A 19,232-nucleotide genomic window follows, 5' to 3' on the forward strand; every position below is an offset into this window, starting at 1 on the left:
ATGGAGGTTCTCTTCTTCGTCTTCATGGGCGCGGTCGTTCTGGTCAGCATCGTGTCGAGCCTCAGCCGCGGGGGTTCGCGGCCGGGCCGCCGGCGTTCGCACAGCTGGTGGGCGGACGGCGGGTCGTCCCGCCACAGCAGCGGGGGCGGATCCTCCTGCGGCGGTGGCTCGTCCTGCGGTGGCGGGTCGTCCTGCGGTGGTGGCGGCGGTGGCGGTGGCTGCGGCGGCGGAAGCTGACCGCGACCGCGTCGCACCACGGACATGGGGGGATCGGGGGGATCGGGGGAGTGGGGTCACCGTGGACGAAGACATGAAAGCGGTGCTCATCAGCTGGGCCGTGTCGGCCGTCGTCATCGCGGTGGCCGTCCTGGTGGGCCGCAGACGTGCCGGGCGTCGCGGGAGTTCCGGGCGTCACGACATGCGCCGCGACAGGCGCCGCAGCTGGTGGGCGGACGGTGGGGGTTCGTCCGGTGGTTCGTCGTGCGGGGGCGGGTCCTCCTGCGGCGGTGGCTGCGGCGGCGGAGGGGACTGACCGATGATCGTGGCGTTCCTGACGTTCGGCGTACTGGTGTTCGTCGCGCTCGCGGTCCTGGCGGCGATGGTGGTGCCGATGGTCGTGCTGATCACGCGAGGCGGTGTCGGCGTGGCTCCCGGCCGGGGCGCCGCCCGGGCACCGCGACGCCACGACGGCTGGTGGGCGGGCGACACCCGGTCCGCCTGGCCGGACGGGCGCGGTGACGGGGACAGCCAGGGCGGCGGCGATGGGCAGGGTGATTCGTCGTCGTGCGGCAGTGGCGGTGGCGCGTCCTGTGGGGGAGGCTCATCCTCCTGCGGCGGCAGCGGCGACTGACCGCCGCCGGGGGAGGACAAGCTCTGGACTTGCTCAACTCGGCTTTGAGCGGTCCGCGGCGGGGGAATCCCCGCGACACGCAAGTGAGTGACACGCACGTGAGCGAGGCGCCCACGGGGGGCCGCTTCGGGGGACTCGGAAGAAAGAGGGGAGGGTGACGCCATGAACGCGATCGCGGTGATCGGCATCATCCTGGTGGTGATCTGTGCGGTGTCGGCACTCATCGTGGCCGACAGCCGCCGCAGGACGCGCGCCGCGCGGGCGGGGGCCCGGAGGGGACGGCCGTCCGGCGGGGGCGGCAGCGCCCACCGCAGCGGCGGCCGCGGCGACAGCGGCTCGTCGAGCGGCAGCGACAACAGCTGGTGGGTGCTGGGGGCGGCGGGTGTCGGCGACAGCGGCTCGTCCCACTCCTCCTCGGACCACGACCGGGGTTCGTCGTCCGGGGGCTCGTCGTGCGGCAGCAGCAGCTCGTCGTGCGGCAGCAGCAGCGGCTCGTCCTGCGGTGGGGGGTCCTCCTCCTGCGGCGGCGGTGGGGGCGGATGCGGTGGAGGCAGCTGACACGGGGCAGCTGAGCTTCACGACACGAGGCGCCCGCCGGGAGGACATCCCGGCGGGCGCTCGCGTGTGTAGGACCGCCCGGACGGGGCAGGCGGGCACCGGGTGCCCGCGCGGATCCTGCCGGGCGGCGCACGGGTAGCACTTCTGTTCACGCCTGAGCACGCCGGGTGGGCCCGGTTGTCCGAAGGGCGCTTGCCGAGGTTCGCGCGCCTGCCTCGATGGGCGCGTGGGGAGCGTGGGGACCGACGGGGCGCACGCCTGGTTGAACAGTTGAGCTGGGCAGCCCTCGGGGGGATGGAAAGCACGCCAAGTTGGGTAAAAACGCTGTGGTTACGCCACAGTTCATGATTCCCTATAAATCGCCAACGCAGCCCCCGGACGTCCCTCCCGGCAGGCCTGACACGGCTGACCGGACCGACTGGGACGTCGTCCTCATCCGACCTGGCTGACCGGGCCACGATTCCCGGCACCGACCGGGGTGCGCCGGACCCACTCCTCTTCACTTTGCGTCGCTGCGGAGCCGATCCATGCTCACGACCCTGAACACCGCCTACACCGACACGCGTGCGGCAGACCTCGCCTGGGCCCTCGGGCGCGAGCCGCTGCCCGCGCTCGCCACGCTCGATCTCGAACTCAGCCGCGCGAAGCTGCAGTTGCGGCTGCTCGGCGCGTCCCACCAGGTGCTCCTGGAGGAGGAGCGGGGCAGCCACTGTTCGGAGACGGTCGCCTGCATCCCGGGGTCCAGCACGCCCCTGCCGCTCGGCGTGGCCAAACGGGTGGGTGACTGGGAGTACGAGTTCGCCGCCCGCGTCGAGGTGTTGTCACCCGGTTCCTTCGCCGGCCGCGCGCAGGAGCTGCTGGCCCTCGTCGCCGACCACCCGCACGGCCTGGCCGGTGTCTTCCCCGGCAGCCCGCACGCCTTCACGGCGATGCTCGCGCAACGGCACGAGGGGCAGGTGCACTGGCGTACGTGGCACGCGTATCCCCAGGACGGGCAACTGGTCGCCACGAGAACGAGGGTGGGGGTGCGGGTGGCGGTGCCGTTGTGAGGGGCGCCTGAGCGTCTCGGGGGTGCGGGGTGCGGGGCGCGGGGAGCTGCGCGAGAAGCCCCACCGGGCCCGCAGCCGCCGACGAGACCCGAACCCCCGAGCGATCAGACACCCGGCGCAGCGTCGCAGACCACCCGTGTGGGTGACCCAGCGGAGCGTGACCGTGACGGTAGCGTGCCAGGAGTGATCGAGCCGCACGCCCCCGCACCCCCCGGCGCCCCTCCCCCCTGGCGCGGCGACGGAGGCCCGGGCGCCCAGGCGTGGTTACCGGTCCGCCCGGGAGTCGGCCGCTTCCTCGTCCTCGCCGGTGTCTTCGTCTGCGCCGCCTGCGGACTCGTGTACGAACTGGAACTCGTCGCCCTCGCCTCGTACCTGATCGGCGACTCGGTCACCCAGGCCTCCGTGGTCCTCTCGGTCATGGTCTTCGCCATGGGGATCGGCTCCCTCGCCGCCAAACGCCTCCGCCCCCGCGCCGCCCTCGGCTTCGGCGCCATCGAGGCCGCCCTCGCCCTGGTCGGCGGTTGCAGCGCCCTCGTGCTGTACGCGGCGTTCGCCTGGACCGGCGACTGGGGCGGCATGTGGTCGAACGGCTCCCGCTACCTCCTCGTCGCGTTCTCCCTGGCCATCGGCCTGCTCATCGGCGCCGAGGTCCCGCTGCTGATGGAGCTGATCCAGCGCATCCGCCGCCAGGACACGGCCGGCACGGTCGCCGACCTCTTCGCGGCCGACTACGTGGGCGCGCTGGTCGGCGGCCTCGCCTTCCCCTTCCTCCTGCTGCCCTGGCTCGGCCAGCTGACCGGCGCCCTGCTCACCGGCACGGTCAACGTCCTGGTCGGCGGTGCCCTCGTCCTCGGCCTGTTCCGCCACGACATGTCCCGCCGCGACCGCCGGCTGCTGCTGGTCACCAACCTCGCCGTCCTCGGCCTGCTCGCCACCGCCGCCGTACACGTGGACGACTTCGAGCGCGCGGCCCGGCGCGCGGTGTACGGCGACGACGTACGGGTCGCGCTGCAGACCGACGTCCAGGAGGTCGTCCTCACCGGAGGCAGGGACGGCCGTCCGCTCGCCCTCTTCCTCGACGGCCGCCTGCGCATCAGCGGCCGCGACGAGCAGCGCTACCACCGGGCCCTCGTCCATCCGGCCATGAACGCCGGGCCCCACGCCTGCGTCCTCGTCCTCGGCGGCGGTGACGGCCTCGCCGCCCGTGAAGTGCTCCGCCACGACGGCGTACGCCGGGTGGACATCGTCGAACTCGACCCGGGTGTGGTGCGCCTGGCGCGCACGGATCCCGCGCTCTCCGCCCTCAACAGCCGCGCCTACGCCGACGACCGCGTCCGCGTCACCGCCCAGGACTCCTTCGCCTGGCTGCGCGCCGCCCGCCCGGTGCGGCCGTACGACGTCGTGATCGCGGACCTCCCCGATCCCGGCATCACGGCGAGCACGAAGCTCTACTCGCAGGAGTTCTACGGCCTGGCCCGTGCGGTCCTGGCCCCGGACGGCCGCATGGTGGTGCACGCGGGCCCGGTGTCGTCCCGGCGCAAGGTCTTCTGGACGGTCGACGCGACCGTGCGCGCCGCCGGTCTGCGCACCGCGCCCTACCAGGTCACCGCCGCCGCCCCGGGCTTCGTCACCGGCCCCGACCGCACGGCCCACACCTCCCGCGCCCCCCACGACTGGGGTTTCGTCCTCGCGACCCGGCCCGACACGGGCCGCCGCCCGCCACCGCACCCCGGCACCGGGACCAGGCGACTCGACGCCCCCGACCGGATGGTGGATCTGCCACCGTCGACGCTGGTGCACCCCAGGTACGTCGGCTGAGGCGGTCGAGGTGCGCGGGGCAGGCGCGGGGCAGGTGCGGCATGCGGGCCACGTGGGGCGGAACACGGGCGAGAACGCGTATGTACGGGTGCGGCGCCGTGCCACCTGGGTAGGCTCGGTCTCCATGGAGCATGAGGTGTTCGTTCCGGTTCCCGTCGGCCGCCTCCGGGAGGCGCTGTCCGACCCCGAACGGGTGGCCCGAGCCGTCCCCGGGCTCCAGCAGGAGGCGGGCGCCCCACCCGTCGCCGGCCGCATGAAGGTACGCGTCGCCGGCCACACCATCACCTATCGCGGCACCCTCCGCGTCACCGCCCGGGACGACGGTTCCTACGCCGTGGAGGGCGATGCCACCGAGGCCCGGGGCTCCGGCACGGTGAAGCTCACCCTCACCCTCCGGCTCACCCCGGCCACCGAGGGCACCACCCTCGTCTGCGCCGGTACGGCCACCGCCGACGGCCGTATCACCGAACTCCCGGCCGACTCGGTGTCCTCGGCGATGACACGGCTGCTGGGGAGGTTCGCGGAGAACCTGGCGACGACGGCCGGGACCGACACCAAGACCGACACCGGGACCGACACCGGGACCGACACCGACACCGACACCGACACCGGCGCCGAGGCCGAACCCAGGCCCACGGGTGACGCCGCCGCAGAAACCGGCCCCCCGCCCCCCGTCGAGCCCGAGCCCGAGCCCGAGTCCCCCGCCTCCGTCTTCGAGACCGAGGTCCCGCCCTCGCCCCTGGAACCCTTCGACGAGGGGGACTTCGTCGCCGGGGGCGAACCGCCGGTGGAGGCCGCGCACGCGCGTCGGACGATGATCGGCCGGAGCGCCGAGGAGGTGGACCACGCGCCGCCTCGCGGCCGTTACGCCCCGGTCCCCGCCCCCGAGACCGTCTCCGCGAGCGCCACCCTCCGCTGGGCGGCCCCCGCGGCGGCCTTCGCCGTGGCCTCGGCCATCATCGTCAGCCGGGCCCTGCGCAAGCGCCGCTGACGACACCGGCCGCGGGCGGCCAACTCCTCGGGGATGTGGGCCAGTAGGGTCGAGGGGTGAGTAGCGAAGAGATCACGTTGGCCGCGGGTGACGCGGCGGTGGTGCTGGCGCCGGGGAACGGCGGCCGGGTGGCGGGCCTGAGGGTCGCCGGGGCCGAACTGCTGCGGCAGGGCGAGCGGTTCGGGTGCTTCCCGATGGTGCCGTGGTGCGGACGCCTCCGCGACGGACGGTTCCGCGACGGCGGCAGCGTGCGGCAGATGCCCCTCAACGCCCCGCCCCACGCCATCCACGGCACCACCCGTGAGGGAACCTGGCGCGTCGCGAGCCACAGCGATACCGAGGCCGTCCTCACCTACGACCTGGTCGAGCCGTGGCCCTACCCCGGCCGCGTCACCCAGGTGGTCACCCTCACCCCGGACGCCCTCACCCTCACCATGTCCGTGGAGGCGCACGACTCCTCCTTCCCGGCCCAGATCGGCTGGCATCCCTGGTTCAACCGGAGCCTGGCCGACGGCGGCGAGGACGTACGGGTCGACTTCACCCCCGCCTGGCAGGAGGAGCGCGGCGCGGACCACCTGCCCACCGGCAACCGCGTCGACCCCCGGCCCGGCCCCTGGGACGACTGCTTCGGCATGCCGGACGGCGTGGACGTCACCCTCACCTGGCCGGAGCGGCTGGAACTGAAGGTCGCCTCCCGCGAGGAATGGGTCGTGGTCTACGACGAACAGGCGGAAGCCGTGTGCGTCGAACCCCAGACCGGCCCGCCGGACGGCCTCAACACCCACCCCCGCCTCGTCACCCCCATCGACCCCCTCGAAGCCGCGACCACCTGGACCTGGCGCCGCCTGTGAGCGGGGCACGGGGCGCGGGGCCGTACGGCGGGCGGACAGGTCCGCACAGGTCCGTACGGCGGGCGGACAGGTCGCCTCTAAGCTGACTGCCATGACTGACGTGGACGTACGTGGATCTTTGCTGCAGCAGATCAAGGACAAGGCCGTGGTGCACGGCAGGGTGACCCTGTCGTCGGGTCTGGAGGCGGACTACTACGTCGACCTGCGCCGCGTCACCCTCGACGGCGAGGCCGCCCCGCTGGTCGGTCAGGTGCTGCTCGACCTGACCGCCGACCTCGACTTCGACGCGGTCGGCGGTCTCACGATGGGCGCCGACCCCGTGGCCGGCGCGATGCTGCACGCGGCCGCCGCGCGGGGCCGCAGGCTGGACGCGTTCGTCGTCCGCAAGGCGGCCAAGGCGCACGGGCTGCAGCGCCGCGTCGAGGGGCCGGAGATCAGCGGCCGTCGCGTCCTCGTCGTCGAGGACACCTCCACCACCGGCGGCTCCCCGCTGGCCGCCGTCGAGGCCGTCCGCGAGGCCGGGGCCGAGGTCGTCGCCGTCGCCACCATCGTCGACCGGGCGACCGGCGCCGCCGAGAAGATCGAGAAGGGTGCCGGGGTCCCGTACCTCTTCGCGTTCTCGAAGGACGAGCTGGGCCTGGACTGACGACGGCCGGCACCGGGGGAACCCCGAGGTCAGGGGTTACCGAAGAGTTCTGGACGCCCTGACCGGAGCATCGGGTCCCGTCTGGAAGGATGGGACGACGACGACGTCGCAACCCTAGGTCAGGGCTCGTAAGCACAACGCCACCCGCACATACAAGGAGCGGACCATGCCCATCGCAACCCCCGAGGTCTACAACGAGATGCTCGACCGGGCGAAGGCAGGCAAGTTCGCCTACCCGGCCATCAACGTGACCTCGACCCAGACGCTGCACGCCGCGCTGCGCGGCTTCGCGGAGGCGGAGAGCGACGGCATCGTCCAGATCTCGACCGGCGGTGCCGAGTTCCTGGGCGGCCAGTACAGCAAGGACATGGTGACGGGCTCCGTCGCCCTGGCCGAGTTCGCGCACATCGTGGCCGAGAAGTACCCGGTCACGGTCGCGCTGCACACGGACCACTGCCCGAAGGACAAGCTGGACGGCTACGTCCGTCCGCTGATCGCCGTGTCGGAGGAGCGGGTCAAGGCCGGCCGCAACCCGCTGTTCCAGTCCCACATGTGGGACGGCTCGGCGGAGACCCTCGCCGACAACCTCTCCATCGCGCAGGAGCTGCTCGCCCGCGCCGCCGCCGCGAAGATCATCCTTGAGGTCGAGATCACCCCGACCGGTGGCGAGGAGGACGGCGTCTCCCACGAGATCAACGACTCCCTCTACACGACGGTCGACGACGCGATCCGTACGGCCGAGGCGCTGGGCCTGGGCGAGAAGGGCCGCTACCTGCTGGCCGCGTCCTTCGGCAACGTCCACGGTGTCTACAAGCCGGGCAACGTCGTCCTGCGCCCCGACCTCCTCAAGGAGCTGAACGAGGGCGTGGCCTCCCGCTTCGGCAAGGAGTCCCCGTTCGACTTCGTCTTCCACGGCGGCTCCGGCTCCACCGAGGAGGAGATCCGCACCGCCCTGGAGAACGGCGTCGTCAAGATGAACATCGACACCGACACCCAGTACGCCTTCACGCGTCCGGTGGCGGCCCACATGTTCCAGAACTACGACGGCGTCCTGAAGATCGACGGTGAGGTCGGCAACAAGAAGACGTACGACCCCCGCACCTGGGGCAAGCTCGCGGAGGCGTCGATGGCGGCCCGCGTCGTCGAGGCCTGCGGCAACCTGCGCTCCGCCGGCACGAAGATCAAGTAGCCGACCCGGACCGGGCGGCCCCGCCGCCGCCCGGTCCGGGGCTCCGGCCGCGCTTTACCGCACCCGCCCGCAGTCGCCCGCACCGCGCACGCGACTGCGGGCGGTGTCGTCCCCGGACCGGTCCGCACCGGTCCGCACCGGACCACTCCGGACCACTCCGGCCAGGGCCGGTCCCCACGGGCCGCACACCGGTCCTCGCCGGCCCCCACCGGGCCGTACCCCGTGCCCCGTGCCTCCGTCACCCGGCCGCCGGGCCCCGGTCATGCTTCGCACCTGGCCCGAACGGCCCGCGCGCGGCATGATTCCCACCATGGCCGACGTACGCCTTGCCTCCGCCCAGGGCAAGTGGATCCTGCTGACCACGGTGCTCGGCTCCAGCATGGCGCTGCTGGACTCGACGGTCGTCAACGTCGCGCTCCCGCGCATCGGCCTCGACCTGGACGCCGACCTCGCGGCCCTCCAGTGGACCGTCAACGCGTACATGCTCACGCTCGCCGGACTGATCCTCCTCGGAGGCGCGCTGGGCGACCGTTTCGGCCGCCGCAAGGTGTTCGTGGTGGGCGTGGTGTGGTTCGCCGCGGCCTCACTCCTGTGCGGCCTCGCCCCGAACGTCGGTGTGCTGATCGCCGCCCGAGCCCTCCAGGGCGTCGGCGGGGCCCTCCTCACCCCCGGTTCGCTCGCCCTCATCCAGGCGTCGTTCCACCGCGACGACCGCGCGAAGGCGGTCGGCCTGTGGTCCGGCTTCGGCGGCATCGGCGCGGCCGTCGGCCCGTTCCTGGGCGGCTGGCTGGTCGACGGCCCCGGCTGGCGCTGGGTCTTCCTGCTGAACGTCCCCCTGGCCCTCCTGTGCGTCCCGATCGCCGCCCGTCACGTACCGGAGTCGGGGGACGGCCGTGCCCATGACCGGGGCTTCGACATCCTGGGGGCCGTACTCGGCGCCGCGTCCCTGGCGTTCCTCACGTACGCGCTGATCGAAGCCAGGGAGGGCACGCTCGCGGTCGTGGTCACCGCACTCGCCGGCGTGGCGACGGCCGTGGCCTTCGTCCACGTCGAGCGCCACCGGCCGGACCCCATGATGCCGCCGCAGATGTTCGCGTCCCGCCAGTTCACGGCGGTCAACATCGTCACCCTGTTCGTGTACGCGGCCTTCGGCGGCTTCTTCTTCCTCGTCGCCCTCCAGCTCCAGGTGGTCGCCGGGTACTCCGCCCTCGGCGCCGGCACGGCCCTGTTGCCCATCACCGTCCTGATGCTGCTGCTCTCCGCCCGCGCGGGCGCCCTCGGCGAACGCATCGGCCCCCGCATCCCCCTGACCGTCGGCCCCCTGCTGTGCACGGCGGGCGTCCTGCTGATGCTGAGGGTGGGCCCCGACGCCGAGTACGCCACCGATGTCCTGCCCGCCCTCCTGGTGATGGGCCTCGGCATGGTCACCCTCGTGGCGCCGCTGACCGCGACCGTCCTGGCTTCGGTCACCACCGATCACGCCGGTATCGCCAGCGGGATCAACAACGCCGCCGCCCGGGCCGCGGGTCTGCTGGCCGTGGCCGCGCTCCCGCTGATCGCCGGCATGGGCCCGGAGGCCTACCGCTCACCCACTCAGTTCGACAACGCGTTCGACAAGGCGATGCTCGCCTGCGCCCTGGCCCTCCTGGCCGCCGCGGCCCTGGCCTACACCGCGGTCCGCCGCCCCGCCCCCGACTGCCACCACCCCGAATGCCGCACCCACGGCTGCGTGACGGCCCCACCACTGGAGGGCCGGCACAAGGGCGAGACGACGACGGAGTAGCGGGCGGGGGTGGGGGGCCGGGGCGAGGGGGTGTTGTGCGGGTGCGGGTGCGCGTCCCGGGTGGGTGTGCGGGTCTGGATGTGGTCCGGATGGCGGAGTCCGGGTGCGGGTCTATTGTGGCTGGTCACAGGATTCGCGGTGCTTCTCTCGGCTCAGGGGCGCACCCGTGCTTTTCAGGGGCGCGGGGAACTGCGCGAGCAACCCCGTACAACCCGCACCCACCCACCTCCTCGCACCCACCCACCCCCTCGCACCGACCCACCCCCTCGCATCCCACCCACCCGCACCACCCGCACCCACAGCCCTCCCCGACCCCGTAGGCCTCCAGGGGCACAGAAGGGGGTCGAAGGGGCGTAGCCCCTGGGGATGGGACGGGTAGGGGCGGCGGGGGCGAGAAAAACCCACCCCGACACCCGCCGGAAGGACCCCCACCCCCCACCTCGACCCCACCCGACGTACCCCACCCCCCACATGGGCCAGACTGGAACCCATGACGATTCACGAGAACCTCCTCGGCGGCCCACCCCCCACGCACCTCCCCGACGACCCGGAACCCCGCGAACTCCTCGCGAACGGCACACCCCCGGCCGACGTCGCCGCCAAGTACCCCACCTCCTCCCTCGCCTGGGCCCAGCTCGCCGACGAGGCGTACGAGCGGGGCAGCGTCGTGGAGTCGTACGCCTACGCCCGTACGGGCTACCACCGCGGCCTGGACGCCCTGCGCCGCAGCGGCTGGAAGGGCCACGGCCCCGTCCCCTGGGAGCACGAGCCGAACCGCGGCTTCCTGCGCGCCCTGCACGCCCTCTCCCGCGCCGCGGGCGACATCGGCGAGCAGGAGGAGTACGAGCGCTGCTCCCAGTTCCTGAAGGACTCCTCCCCGACGGCCGCCCAGACCCTGAGCTGAGGCACGAGCCGAGGCAGGACCTGGGGCATGAGCCGAGGCATCAGCTGAGGAATGAGCCGAGGAATGAGCCGAGGCACGAGCTGAGCCATCAGCTGAGGCACTGAGCCGTTCGAAGGACTGTTCGTGCAGGTCCGCCTGGTGTGACCAGGCGGACCTTGCGGTGCGGGGGTGGTATCACCGACCATGCCGGTGGGGACCGGGGCCCCCGTGTCGGAATTCGGCAGGGGCGGACCGCTACCCGGAGTACATATCAGGAGACAGCGATGTCCCTTCCGGCTCAGCCCCACGAGGCTTCGGAGCCCGAGACCCCGCATCTCGACTTCCAGGGCACCACCCCGTACGAGGACTACGTCCAGGCGGACGTGCTCACCCACCTCCAGCACCCTCTCTCCGACGACCCCGGCGAGATGGTCTTCCTGGTCACCACCCAGGTCATGGAGCTGTGGTTCACCGTCATCGTGCACGAGTGGGAGACCGCGACCGCCGCGATCCGCGGCGACGACGTGGCGAGGGCGAAGGACGCCCTGAAGCGTTCCGTCCGCGAACTGGAGGCCCTGACGGCCTCCTGGAAGCCCCTCGGCCAGCTCACCCCCGCCCAGTTCAACTCCTACCGCGCCGCCCTCGGCGAGGGCTCCGGCTTCCAGTCGGCGATGTACCGCCGGATGGAGTTCCTGCTCGGCGAGAAGTCCGCCTCCATGCTCGTCCCGCACCGGGGCGCCCCCCGCGTCCACGCCGAGCTGGAGAAGGCGCTGCACGAGCCGAGCCTCTACGACGAGGTCCTGCGGCTCCTGGCCCGCCGCGGCCACGCGATCCCCGAGTCCGTCGTGAGCCGAGACGTCTCCCAGCGCTACGAGCCCTCCCCCGAGGTCGAGGCGGTGTGGACCGAGCTGTACTCCGGCGACCCGGACCACGAACTCGCCCGCCTCGGCGAGGCACTGACCGACGTCGCCGAACTCGTCTGGCGCTGGCGCAACGACCACCTCGTCGCCACCCGCCGCGCGATGGGCTCCAAGGCCGGCACGGGCGGCTCCGCCGGCGTGGCCTGGCTGGAGAAGCGCGCCCGGAAGAACGTCTTCCCCGAGCTGTGGACGGCGCGCTCCCATGTCTGACATCACCGCACCCGGAATTGACCTGGCCGCCCAGGCAAAGGAGTGGGACGCGGCCGACGAACTGTCCGCCCTGCGCGCCCGCTTCGTCCTCGACGACGCCGTGTACCTCGACGGCAACTCGCTCGGCGCGCTCCCGGCGTCGGTCCCCGGCCGGCTCGCGGACGTCGTCCACCGCGAGTGGGGCGAGCTGCGCATCCGTTCCTGGGACGAGAGCGGCTGGTGGACCGCCCCCGAGCGGATCGGCGACCGTATCGCCCCGCTGGTGGGCGCGGCGCCGGGCCAGATCGTGGTCGGCGACTCCACGAGCGTCAACGTCTTCAAGGCGGTCGTGGCGGCGGTACGGATGGCGGACGAGGACTCCGGCTCCGGTGACGGCCGCCGCGACGAGATCCTGGTCGACGCGACCACGTTCCCGACGGACGGCTACCTGGCCGAGTCGGCGGCCCGGATGACCGGCCGCACCCTGCGCCCGGTGACCCCGGCGGAGGTTCCGGCCGCCCTCGGCGACCGTACGGCCGCCGTCCTGCTCAACCACGTCGACTACCGCTCGGGCCGCCTCCACGACCTCCCCGCCCTGACGGCGGCGGTCCACGAGGCCGGCGCCTACGCGGTCTGGGACCTGTGCCACAGCGCGGGCGCCCTCCCCGTGGACCTCGACGAACACGGGGTCGACCTCGCGGTCGGCTGCACCTACAAGTACCTCAACGGCGGCCCGGGCTCCCCGGCCTACCTCTACGTCCGCCGGGACCTGCAGCCCCGCTTCGACTCCCCCCTGCCCGGCTGGACCTCCCACGCGGCCCCCTTCGCCATGGACCCGGCCTACGAGCCGGCGGCCGGGGCTCCGCGAGGCCGGGTCGGCACGCCCGACATCCTGTCGATGCTCGCTCTGGAGGCGGCACTCGACGTCTGGGACGGGGGCGGTGACGGCGGTTCCGCCGGGACCGGGGTGACGATCGAGTCGGTCCGCGCCAAGTCCCTCGCCCTGACGGACTTCTTCCTGCGCTGCGTGTCGGCGTACGTCCCCGAGGGCCGGGTCGAGTCCATCACGCCGGTCGCCCACGCGGAGCGCGGCAGCCAGATCGCCCTGCGTTGCGACGACGCCGGTGACGTCATGAAGCGCCTCATCCACCAGGGCGTCATCGGCGACTTCCGCCACCCCGACGTCCTCCGCTTCGGCTTCACCCCTCTCTACGTCACCTTCGCGGACACGGAGCGGGCGGCGCGGGTGTTGGGTGAGACGCTGGGGGAGATGGGGTAGCGCGGGCGGTTCGGCGTCCCGGCGGCGGGTGCTCTGCCGCTGGGCGGCGGGCGGCCGGTCGGCGGGGTGCCGGGGCGGCAGGGCCGCTGGGGTGCCGGGGGCGCTGGGGGAGGGAGGCCGGGCGCCGGGGCCGTCGGCGGTCCGGCGGCGGGCGCTGCCCTGGCCGGTCCCGGTTGTTCCAATCATGCCGGTTGTTCCGATCGTCCCTGCGGTCCTGATCATCCCCGTTGTTCCGACCGTTCCTGCGGTCCCGAACTCCGACCTAGACACCCGGCTCGCCCTCGACCTCGACCGTCGTCGCCGTCCGCGGCGTTCGCGGCGGCTGCCGTCGTTCCGTCGGGACAGCGGCGCGGGTGCGGGCTCAGGTCCGTCGGCCGGTGGTGAGGGCCGTGCGCGGCGGCACCCGGTCGCGCCGGTGAGCGCCAGTGGGCGTCGGTGGGCGTCGGTGGGCCGAACTCGGCCCCGCCCCGGGTTCGAACCCGCCCCCGCCCCCGCCCCGCCCCCGGCACGGACCCCGTTTCGGCCCGCTCCTCGGCCGTCCCGCCTCGCCGTGGCCCCCGCCCCGCCACGGCCCCTGACCCGGCGTCACATCCCGGTGTCGACGCACGTCACGGGCCTGATACCGTCCCCGCCAACGGCAGGCGCCCCTTTCCCCGGCACCCGCCCACCCAAACCCTTCCAAATCCGTTTCACCCGAGAGGTTGGCGCATGCCGGACGACGACGCCGCAGCCCGCGATGCCGCCGAAGAGGCATCCGCCTTCTCACACCCCCCGGTCGCCCCCGACGCCACGGCGGCCTACGGCGACCACCCCGACCAGGTGATCGACTTCTACGCCCCCCGCACCGCAGCCACGGGCATCGGGCCCCTGGGCATAGGCGCCGGCGCGCCCTCGGGGCCCGGCGCGGCCACGGGCCCCGCCCCCGTGATCGTGGTCCTGCACGGCGGTGCGTGGCGGGCCCCCTACGACCGCCACCACATCACCCCCTTCGCGGACTTCCTCGCCCGCCACGGCTTCGCGGTGGCCAACATCGAGTACCGGCGAGGAAGCTCGCTGCCCGCCCCGACCGGCCTCAACGCAACCCCCACTCCGGCCGCGGGGCGCTGGCCGGAGACGTTCGACGACATCGCCGCCGCCCTCGACGCCCTGCCGGACCTCGTCCGCGTGGCCCTGCCCCAGGCGGACCCCCGCCGCATGGTCGTCACCGGCCACTCCGCCGGCGGCCACCTCGCCCTGTGGGCCGCGGCCCGCCACATGCTTCCGCCCGACGCACCGTGGCGCACCTCCCGCTCCGCCCCGCTCCGCGGAGTCGTCGCCCTGGCCCCCATCGCCGACTTCGCCGTGGCCGAGAAGCTGGACGTCTGCGGCGGCGCGGCCACCCAACTCCTGGGCGGTCAGGACAAGTTCGCCGAGCGTCGCCCCTGCGCCGACCCCGCGCTCCTCCTCCCGACCGGCATCGCCACCACGCTTGTGCAGGGCCGCTCCGACATCGTCGTCCCCGAGGCCGTCGCCGAGGCGTACGCCGACGCCGCGGCCAAGGCGGGCGAGGTCGTGGGCCTGACGCTGCTGGAGGACGTGGGCCACTTCCCCCTCATCGACCCGGCGGCGGACGCGTGCGCGGTGGTGGTGGAGGAGATCGCCCAACTGGCCTGGTGAACGGGGTCCGAGGCGGCCCCGCCCCGGCCCGGGGCACCATGCTCGCCCCTCCCCGCTGATACCCGTAATACCTGAGAGCTACATCCCAGGTGAGCTCCCCGGCGGGACGCCAACGACGGTCCTCGTTCCATAACTTCCTTGCCAGGGCGGCCCGATGGACGGGCGGTCCGGCAGGGAAGGGACGGGTCACATGGGGGTCGCGACATGGCCGGAGGCAGATCACCGGCCACCCACGGAACCACGCCCCACGGTGCGGCCACCGCGACCGTCCCCCACACCGAAGGGCCTTCGGCGCCTCACGTCCCGCCTCCGACCGTCGTGGTCGTCCCGGCTGCGCCGCACGCTGCTCGCCCTCCTCGTGGCGACGGCCGTGGTCGCCCCGGTCTCCGCCGCGGCCAGACCGCGGATCCCGGCTCCACCCCCGGCTCCGCTCGCTGCGCCGACCCCGACGACACTCCGGTCGACGTACGAGGCCAACCGTGCGAACGCCGCGGAGGCGGCCCGCATGGCCGACGCCCACGGGGACCGCAGCCGAGCAGCGACCGACCGGTGGCTCGCCGCACCCACCCGCAGGCTCCTGATGTTCGACGGCCGAGGCCCCGGCCAGGCCGTGGAGGTCCTGGGCGACCTGCTGAAGGCCGACCACCTGGCGGTCCTGGTCCCGGGCTCGGACACGAGCCTGGACACCTACCACCGCTTCCACAGAGCCGCGCAGGCCCTGCACGACCGCACGGGCCCGGACACAGCGGTGATCGCCTGGCTCGGCTACGAAACCCCGGGGACGATCAGCACGACGGTCCTCACCCCCACCCGAGCCGAACAGGCGGCCCCACACCTGCGCACGTTCCTGCGCGAACTGCGCGCCCTGGTGGGCGACTCCGCCGGCCTCACCGTCCTGTGCCACTCCTACGGCACGGTCGTGTGCGCCCGAGCCGTCACCGGTCTCGACGGCGTCGACGACGTCGCCCTGATCGGCAGCCCCGGCACGGGCGCGGACAGCGCGGCCGGCCTGCGCACCTCGGCACGCGTATGGGCGGCCCGAGGCACGGACGACTGGATCGGCATGGTCCCCCACACCCGGGCCGACCTCTTCGGCACGACCGTCGGCTTCGGCCCCGACCCCACGTCCCCCTCCTTCGGCGCCCGCGTCTTCACCGCGGGCGAGGCGGGCCACAGCGGCTACTTCACCCCCGGTTCCACGTCCCTCGACAACCTCGCCCACATCACCCTGGGCGCCCGCGCGGAGGTCACCCATGCGTGACCGCAATCTCAAGCTCACGGCTCTCCGTACGACCGCCCGCCGGGCCGTCCGGCACATCGACGCCGCCACCCCACCCCACCGGGACCGCGCGGTGGACGCCCTGCGGGCCCTCGCGATACTCGGCGTCATCCTGGGCCACTGGCTGGTCACCGCCCTGGTCGCGGACGGCGACACGCTCCACACCACCAGCCCGCTCCAGCACATGCCCCAACTGGCCCCCGTCTCCTGGATCTTCCAGACCCTCGCCGTCTTCTTCCTGGTGGGCGGCCATGTAGCCACCAAGAGCCACACCTCGGCCCGGGCACGTGGCATCCCCTACACCCAGTGGCTGCGCGCCCGCCTGACCCGTCTGTTCATGCCGGTCGCCGCCCTTCTGACCCTCTGGACGGCGGTCACGATCGCCCTCCTGGCCACGGGCACCCGCATGGACACGGTCGAGACCCTGCTGAAACTGGCCCTGTCCCCGCTGTGGTTCCTCCTGGTCTTCGCCGCCCTGACGGCGGCGACGCCCTTGCTGATCCGTCTCAACCCGCTCTGGCCCCTGGCCGTCGTCCTCCATGTGGATCTCATTCGTTTCGGCCTCGGCGGCCCGCAGGGCCTCGGCTGGATCAACCTGGCAGCGGGCTGGCTGGTCCCCTACACGCTGGGCGCGGCCTGGACCCGGGGCGAGCTGGAGCGCCGGCGGGCGGGCTGGGCCCTGCTGGTGTCCGGCACCGCGGCGACGGCGGGTCTGATCATCTGGGCCGGCTACCCGGCGTCCATGGTCGGCGTCCCCGGCGCACAGATCTCCAACCTGAACCCGCCCACCCTGGCCGCCGTCACCTTCGGCCTGGCCCAGTGCGGCCTGGCGCTCCTGCTGCGCGGCCCCCTCCGCCGCACCTTGCGACGGCGGCCGGTGGCCTGGGCCGCCGTGGCGGTCGTCAACCTCTCGGCGATGACCCTGTTCCTCTGGCACCAGACGGCCATGATGGCGACGACCGCCACCGGCCTGACGGCAGGCCGACTGCCGGGCCTGCACACCCTCCCCGACGACCTCGGCTGGGTGGTCGCCCGTCTCGCCTGGCTGCCGGTGTTCGCCCTGGCACTGCTGCTCTGCCGGGCGGCCTTCCACAGCTACGAGAAGCGCCGCCCCCGTACCCGCGAGGGCTCCCGCGTGGTGCGCGTCCAGCGGCGGCCCGACAGCACACGGCCGTCGAGGAATTCGGAGACCGAGGCGGTTCCTCATGCCTAGGGTGGTGCGGATGAGTACGGTGGAGAAGCGGCTGACCAGGGGCCTACGGGTGCTGCGCGAGGACCTGTGGGACGGCACGCTCCGCCCGCTGCCCCCGTCGGTCTGGCTTCGTTGGCTGCCGCACGGCATGGTCTTCCTGGTCGCCTTCGGCACCACGTTGGCCGGCGCCGACCACATGGTCGACAGATACCGACTGGGCGCGGAGTACGGCCTGTTGTGCGCGGCCACGCAGGGAGTGGCGGTGTCGCTCGCGCTGTGGTGGCCCGTCCCGGCGTGGTGGCTGTCGACCACGGTCATGGTCGTTGCGGCCTTGGGCGCCCGCGTCCTCGATGTGGCGGCGGACGAGCCCTTCTGGCCGTGGAGCGGGCCCGGGATCTTCGCTCACGCCATGGTGCTGTTCCTGCTCGCGCTGCGGCTGCCCACCCGTGTGACCGCCGAGGTGCTGGCCCTCACCGCACTGGTCACGTACGTCCTTCAGGAAGTCGTCGGCGGTCGGAACCACGAGCCGTCGGGCGCGCTGTCGATGGCGATGTTCGCGGGCGTCACCCTCCTCGGCGGGGCTCTGCGCGGCCGCCGTGAGGCCCGTAGCCTGCTCGTCGAGCAGACGAGCATCACCGCCGAGGAGCGGGCCCGCCGCACCGTGCTGGAGGAGCGCAGCCGCATCGCGCGCGAGCTGCACGACGTGGTCGCCCACCACATGTCGGTGATCTCCATCCAGGCCCAGGTCGCCCCGTACCTGGTGGAGAACCCGTCCGAGGAACTGAAGGAGAATCTCCACGGCATCCGGCAGAACGCGCTGGAGGCCCTCACCGAACTCCGCCGCGTCCTCGGCGTTCTGCGCTCCGAGTACCCACCGGGCGCCGGCCCCGACGATCCGCACGCGATAGCGGGTGTCACCGAGGGCGTCGCCCCGCACGCCCCGCAGCCCACCCTGGACCGTCTCGACGCGCTCATCGACAACACCCGCGCGGCGGGACTCGCGGTCGTCACCGAGATCCACGGACAGGCGCGTCCGCTGCCGCCGGGCGTGGAGCTGTCGGCGTACCGGATCGTGCAGGAGGCGCTCAGCAACGCCCTGCGCCACGCGCCCGGTTCCACCGTCCGTGTGGAGCTCACCCATTTCCCGCGCGGTCTGCAGGTACGGGTGATCAATTCCCGTCCCGCCCGCAAGGCCCCACCGTCCCCCGGCGCCGGCCACGGGCTTCTCGGTATGCGCGAGCGCGCCGCGATGCTCGGTGGCACCCTCACGGCGGCCGAGACCTCCCACGGCGGCTTCGCCGTCGTGGCCTTCCTTCCCCGCGACGGCGACCCCGGCGGCCGGCTCTCACAGCCGGCACCGGACACGACAGGAGACACGAGTCCATGACGAGCAGCACCATCCGTGTACTGATCGCCGACGACCAGCAGATGGTCCGGCAGGGCTTCTCGGTGCTGCTCAACACCCAGCCCGACATCGACGTGGTCGGCCAGGCGGTGCACGGCCTCGACGCCATCGACAAGGTCGCCGAACTCACCCCGGACGTCGTCCTGATGGACATCCGCATGCCCGAGCTGGGCGGCATCGAGGCCACCCGTCGCATCACCACCGAGCGCCCGGACATCAGAGTCCTCGTCCTCACCACCTTCGACCTGGACGAGTACGTGTACGAGGCGCTGCGCGCCGGCGCGTCCGGCTTCCTCCTCAAGGACGCCTCGGCCGACCAGCTCGCCGAGGCGGTACGGGTCGTCGCGGCGGGGGACGCCCTGCTCGCACCGGGCATCACCCGCCGCCTCATCGCCGAGTTCTCCCGTCTCGGCACCACACCCCGCGCCCCGCTCAAGGCCCGCGTCGGCGACCTGACCGAGCGGGAGACCGAGGTGCTCACCCTGATCGCGCAGGGCCTGTCCAACGCCGAGATCGCCCAGCGGCTCGTCGTCGCCGAGCAGACCGTGAAGACCCACGTGGGCCGCATTCTGGTCAAACTGGGCCTCCGCGACCGCACCCAGGCGGCGGTCTTCGCCTACGAATCGGGCCTGGTGCGCCCCACGGGTTACTGAGCCGTGCGGGCAGGACGGCGCGGAGAGGCACTGTCGGCCCG

18 protein-coding genes are annotated in these 19,232 nt (G+C 73.2%); all 18 read left to right on the forward strand.

Translation table 11 applies throughout. From position 1 onward, the window contains the following. Positions 1 to 298 precede the first annotated feature (298 nt). The 18 genes from STRBO_RS41200 to STRBO_RS0102240 all read left to right on the forward strand — a co-directional run bounded on the left by STRBO_RS41200 (position 299) and on the right by STRBO_RS0102240 (position 19,191). Complete coding sequence (locus tag STRBO_RS41200) at positions 299 to 532, forward strand: hypothetical protein (RefSeq protein ID WP_005483721.1); 234 nt, start codon at positions 299 to 301, stop codon at positions 530 to 532. 3 nt (positions 533 to 535) lie between these two features. Next, positions 536 to 850: a hypothetical protein gene (locus STRBO_RS0102160; protein ID WP_005483722.1), complete on the forward strand. Its 315-nt coding sequence runs from the start codon at positions 536 to 538 to the stop codon at positions 848 to 850. 162 nt (positions 851 to 1,012) lie between these two features. Further along, the gene (locus STRBO_RS0102165; protein ID WP_020113703.1) at positions 1,013 to 1,408 is read left to right on the forward strand and encodes a hypothetical protein; all 396 of its coding nucleotides are present in this window, start codon (positions 1,013 to 1,015) and stop codon (positions 1,406 to 1,408) included. Positions 1,409 to 1,935: 527 nt separating this feature from the next. Next, on the forward strand, positions 1,936 to 2,457 hold the full coding sequence (locus tag STRBO_RS0102170; protein WP_005483723.1) for a DUF2617 family protein: 522 nt from the start codon (positions 1,936 to 1,938) through the stop codon (positions 2,455 to 2,457). Between the two features lie 183 nt (positions 2,458 to 2,640). Then, positions 2,641 to 4,275, forward strand: a complete 1,635-nt coding sequence (locus tag STRBO_RS0102175) for a polyamine aminopropyltransferase (RefSeq protein WP_005483724.1) — start codon at positions 2,641 to 2,643, stop codon at positions 4,273 to 4,275. Between the two features lie 124 nt (positions 4,276 to 4,399). Next, positions 4,400 to 5,266: an SRPBCC family protein gene (locus STRBO_RS0102180; RefSeq protein ID WP_202500242.1), complete on the forward strand. Its 867-nt coding sequence runs from the start codon at positions 4,400 to 4,402 to the stop codon at positions 5,264 to 5,266. Positions 5,267 to 5,322: 56 nt separating this feature from the next. Further along, positions 5,323 to 6,117 (forward strand): aldose epimerase family protein, encoded by a 795-nt coding sequence (locus STRBO_RS0102185; RefSeq protein ID WP_005483726.1) that lies wholly within the window; start codon positions 5,323 to 5,325, stop codon positions 6,115 to 6,117. A gap of 91 nt (positions 6,118 to 6,208) precedes the next feature. Further along, positions 6,209 to 6,763: an orotate phosphoribosyltransferase gene (pyrE, locus tag STRBO_RS0102190; RefSeq protein WP_013001905.1), complete on the forward strand. Its 555-nt coding sequence runs from the start codon at positions 6,209 to 6,211 to the stop codon at positions 6,761 to 6,763. A gap of 166 nt (positions 6,764 to 6,929) precedes the next feature. After that, positions 6,930 to 7,952: a class II fructose-bisphosphate aldolase gene (gene fbaA, locus STRBO_RS0102195; protein WP_005483728.1), complete on the forward strand. Its 1,023-nt coding sequence runs from the start codon at positions 6,930 to 6,932 to the stop codon at positions 7,950 to 7,952. A 310-nt stretch (positions 7,953 to 8,262) separates the two neighbouring features. After that, the gene (locus STRBO_RS0102200; protein WP_020113706.1) at positions 8,263 to 9,735 is read left to right on the forward strand and encodes an MFS transporter; all 1,473 of its coding nucleotides are present in this window, start codon (positions 8,263 to 8,265) and stop codon (positions 9,733 to 9,735) included. Positions 9,736 to 10,225: 490 nt separating this feature from the next. Beyond that, positions 10,226 to 10,639 (forward strand): DUF3151 domain-containing protein, encoded by a 414-nt coding sequence (locus STRBO_RS0102205; protein WP_005483731.1) that lies wholly within the window; start codon positions 10,226 to 10,228, stop codon positions 10,637 to 10,639. Positions 10,640 to 10,902: 263 nt separating this feature from the next. Next, complete coding sequence (locus STRBO_RS0102210) at positions 10,903 to 11,748, forward strand: tryptophan 2,3-dioxygenase family protein (RefSeq protein WP_005483732.1); 846 nt, start codon at positions 10,903 to 10,905, stop codon at positions 11,746 to 11,748. Then, positions 11,741 to 13,006, forward strand: coding sequence for a kynureninase (gene kynU / locus STRBO_RS0102215; protein WP_005483733.1), 1,266 nt, complete (start codon positions 11,741 to 11,743; stop codon positions 13,004 to 13,006). Before STRBO_RS0102210 ends, kynU begins: the two co-directional genes overlap by 8 nt. A gap of 708 nt (positions 13,007 to 13,714) precedes the next feature. Then, positions 13,715 to 14,662, forward strand: coding sequence for an alpha/beta hydrolase (locus STRBO_RS0102220; RefSeq protein ID WP_005483734.1), 948 nt, complete (start codon positions 13,715 to 13,717; stop codon positions 14,660 to 14,662). 505 nt (positions 14,663 to 15,167) lie between these two features. Beyond that, entirely contained in the window at positions 15,168 to 15,923 is a 756-nt protein-coding gene (locus STRBO_RS39845) for an alpha/beta hydrolase (protein ID WP_020113707.1), read from the forward strand. Further along, positions 15,916 to 17,154, forward strand: a complete 1,239-nt coding sequence (locus STRBO_RS0102230) for an acyltransferase family protein (RefSeq protein WP_005483737.1) — start codon at positions 15,916 to 15,918, stop codon at positions 17,152 to 17,154. The genes STRBO_RS39845 and STRBO_RS0102230 overlap by 8 nt, the downstream gene beginning before the upstream one ends. Before the next feature lie 10 nt (positions 17,155 to 17,164). Next, positions 17,165 to 18,520, forward strand: a complete 1,356-nt coding sequence (locus tag STRBO_RS0102235; protein ID WP_020665481.1) for a sensor histidine kinase — start codon at positions 17,165 to 17,167, stop codon at positions 18,518 to 18,520. Continuing rightward, on the forward strand, positions 18,517 to 19,191 hold the full coding sequence (locus STRBO_RS0102240; RefSeq protein WP_005483741.1) for a response regulator: 675 nt from the start codon (positions 18,517 to 18,519) through the stop codon (positions 19,189 to 19,191). Before STRBO_RS0102235 ends, STRBO_RS0102240 begins: the two co-directional genes overlap by 4 nt. Positions 19,192 to 19,232: the final 41 nt, after the last annotated feature.

It is taken from the genome of Streptomyces bottropensis ATCC 25435, from assembly GCF_000383595.1.
GTDB classification, from domain to species: domain Bacteria; phylum Actinomycetota; class Actinomycetes; order Streptomycetales; family Streptomycetaceae; genus Streptomyces; species Streptomyces bottropensis.